This is a genomic window from Sedimenticola hydrogenitrophicus (assembly GCF_029017505.1).
Classification (GTDB): domain Bacteria; phylum Pseudomonadota; class Gammaproteobacteria; order Chromatiales; family Chromatiaceae; genus Sedimenticola; species Sedimenticola hydrogenitrophicus_A.
Map to the genome: position 1 here is coordinate 1 of NZ_JAQGEI010000078.1, position 2,982 is coordinate 2,982.

Below are 2,982 nucleotides of genomic sequence, written 5' to 3' on the forward strand. Positions count from 1 at the left end.
AACCCCCTTTAGTTGGGCATTCTGAATCTCCTTTCCCGTACTCAACCTGGATCAGGCGTAACTGGGTGAGTGATACAGTGTGAATTCGGTGATAAAAGTTTCGTTATCCAGCCCTTGGGCTATATTTGCTCAATAGATCACAGGGCCTGCGAACAAACCTTTTCGTGGTAGCCACACAGGAGCACAGCCGGTATGGATAACAATAATCGTATCCCGGGCATTAATATTCCCCAGGAAGTTTTCGACTGGTATGACGAATACGCCCATGGTGATATCGACCGCCGTACCTTTATGAAGCGGCTTGCCACCCTGGGGATTGCAGGGCTGACCTCGAGTACCGTCGCCGGCACGCTGCTGCCTGATTATGCACTGGCAGAGCAGGTCTCCTTCAATGACCCTGATATTAAAGCCAGCTACCTGGAGTTTGATGCGCCTCAAGGGCATGGTAAAGGGCGCGGCTATCTTGTAGTGCCGGCCGGTGTAAGTACTGAAAAGCCGGCACCGGGCGTGTTGGTTGCCCACGAAAATCGTGGCCTGAACCGAATGGCACTAAGTTAAGGCCCTTTAGCATGGTTCCTGTGTACCCAAAATGAGATAATTGGGCATGAAAAACAACTCCTTATATCTCCCCGGATTTCACCTTGCCACCCTGCGCCGCAAACCACGTTCAGCCATCAAAAAACTGGCCGACGAACAAGCACGGGTGCGGCGTCTCTCGATCAGCCAACTGGGTGAATATTTTGCTTCATTTATTCCCGTAAAGGAGCTAGAACACCAAGGGAGTGGCTCGTTTAGCCGCCGTCGATTATTTAGTAAGACGAACACTTTTTGGGCCTTCTTTTCCCAAATCCTTGATGCGGATGGAGGCTGCAAAGAAGTGGTACGAAAGGTACAAGCTTTCGCTGTAGCCAAATCTTTGATCGTCCCATCAGCTTCCACTTCGGCTTATTGCCAGGCCCGTAATAAGTTGGAACAAACCAGCCTCGAAAAGATCTTGGTACACACCTCAAATACCCTCCAGCAAAAAGGTCGTGATCAGTGGTGGAAAGGTCGCCGGGTTGTAGTGGTCGACGGCACTGGAGTGAGCATGCCAGATACATCAACCAATCAGGAGAAGTGGCCTCAGCAAAGTAGTCAGAAACTTGGCTGCGGTTTTCCTCAGGCACGGGTCTTAGCCTGTTTCTGTCTGCAAACAGGAGCAATACTGAGCTATCGGATTGGCAACCGAAAAAAGAGTGAGATCCCTCTGTTGCGTCACCAATGGGATAGCTTTGTCAAAGGTGATGTTTTCTTGGGAGATAAGGGGTTCTGTAGCTACTATGACGTATGGAAATTCCAGGAGCGAGGTGTTGATTCTGTGATCACACTGGCGCGTCGTACCCCGGTTAAAGCCTCGTCAGCCATCGCCATTCTGGGCCACGATGATTTACTGATCCAATGGCCAAAACCTGCTTGGAATAAAAGGCTGAGTTACAGTAAAAATGAGTGGGAAGCGCTCCCGGAGCGCCTCACTTTACGCCAAATTAAAGTGACTATAGACACGCCAGGAATGCGGTCACAATCGTTTTACATCGTCACTACATTGACGGATGCAACGGCCTACAATACTTCAGAGATTGCGGATCTGTATTACCAGCGATGGGATGTCGAACTATTCTTTCGCGACATCAAAACGACTATGGGGATGGACATCCTACGCTGTAAGACGCCAACCATGGTTAAGAAAGAGATCCTAATGCATCTTATTGTTTACAACACCATACGCCTGCTCATGGTGGATGCGGCAAAAGAGTCTAAGCAACAACCACGATCCATTAGCTTTAAGGCCAGTGTGCAAGCTCTTCGCCAATGGGAACCACTATTTAATCATGCAGGTAACAATGAAAGAGAACAGCGTCGCTTAATGGCTTCACTACGCGATGCTATTGCAACCACAATAGTCATAACCAGACCAAGGCGACGAGAACCTCGATGCGTGAAACGAAGACCTAAACCCTTTGGATATTTAACAGCCCCTAGACACGAAATGGTAGAAATTCCACATCGTAGTCGATACAGTGCTAAACAGGCTTAACTTAGTGCCATTCTGGCCTGAACCCCTATATCGAAGATGTGGCCCGGCGTCTGGCAAAATCCGGTTTCGTGGCGTTTGCTCCCGATGCACTGTATCCGCTGGGCGGGTATCCGGGGAACGATGATGACGGTCGCGCTATGCAGAAAACCCTGGATCGCAGCAAGATCGAGGGGGATTTTGCAGACGCAGCCAGAATGCTGAAAACAAACCCGCTGACATCCGGCAAACTGGGGATGGTCGGTTTCTGTTTTGGTGGTTATCTGACCAATCAGCTGGCGGCGATGCTGCCGGATATTGTCGATGCCGCCGCACCTTATTACGGTACACCGCCCCAGAGTGATATCGCCGGAATCAAAGCGTCGTTACAGCTGCACTTTGCCGGGCTGGATAAACGGGTTAATGGTTACTGGCCCGACTACGAAGCCGCGTTGAAAGCCGCGAAAATAGACTACACCGCCTATATCTACCCGGACGTAAATCACGGTTTTCATAACGACTCCACGGCCCGCTACGATGAAGCAAGTGCGGAACTGGCCTGGAAGAGAACACTGGAGTTTTTCAGTCAGCATCTGGGGTAAAGCGAAAATGCCTGAGGGAAATCGCTACCAAAACTGGAGTAATGACTCCACTCTTAAATATACCTGTCGACAGGCTAAAATGGCTCCGGCCCCTTAACTTATGGCATTGAACAAGGATACAGTTCGTGAGCTATATCGAAAGCGCGCCAAGCACTACGACATAACCGCGAATCTCTACTACATTGTCGGGTTTCGAGAAACGAAATATAGAAAGATGGCAATTTCTCAAATGGGTCTCAATCCTGGAGATGCCGTGATAGAAATTGGGTGCGGTACCGGACTCAATTTCCAATATTTCCGTCACTATCTAGGTGATAGTGGTCAAATAAT

General features: G+C 49.5%; 3 protein-coding genes and 1 pseudogene. All 4 read left to right on the forward strand.

Annotated features, from left to right (window positions below; genetic code table 11):
* Nucleotides 1-192 precede the first annotated feature (192 nt).
* On the forward strand, nt 193-558 hold the full coding sequence (locus tag O9K64_RS23215; RefSeq protein ID WP_335342351.1) for a twin-arginine translocation signal domain-containing protein: 366 nt from the start codon (nt 193-195) through the stop codon (nt 556-558).
* Between the two features lie 46 nt (nt 559-604).
* Nucleotides 605-2,074, forward strand: coding sequence for an IS4 family transposase (locus tag O9K64_RS23220; protein WP_275100501.1), 1,470 nt, complete (start codon nt 605-607; stop codon nt 2,072-2,074).
* A 17-nt stretch (nt 2,075-2,091) separates the two neighbouring features.
* Entirely contained in the window at nt 2,092-2,652 is a 561-nt protein-coding gene (locus O9K64_RS23225; RefSeq protein ID WP_335342353.1) for a dienelactone hydrolase family protein, read from the forward strand.
* A 100-nt stretch (nt 2,653-2,752) separates the two neighbouring features.
* Nucleotides 2,753-2,982: pseudogene (locus O9K64_RS23230) on the forward strand (hypothetical protein); the annotation flags it as partial.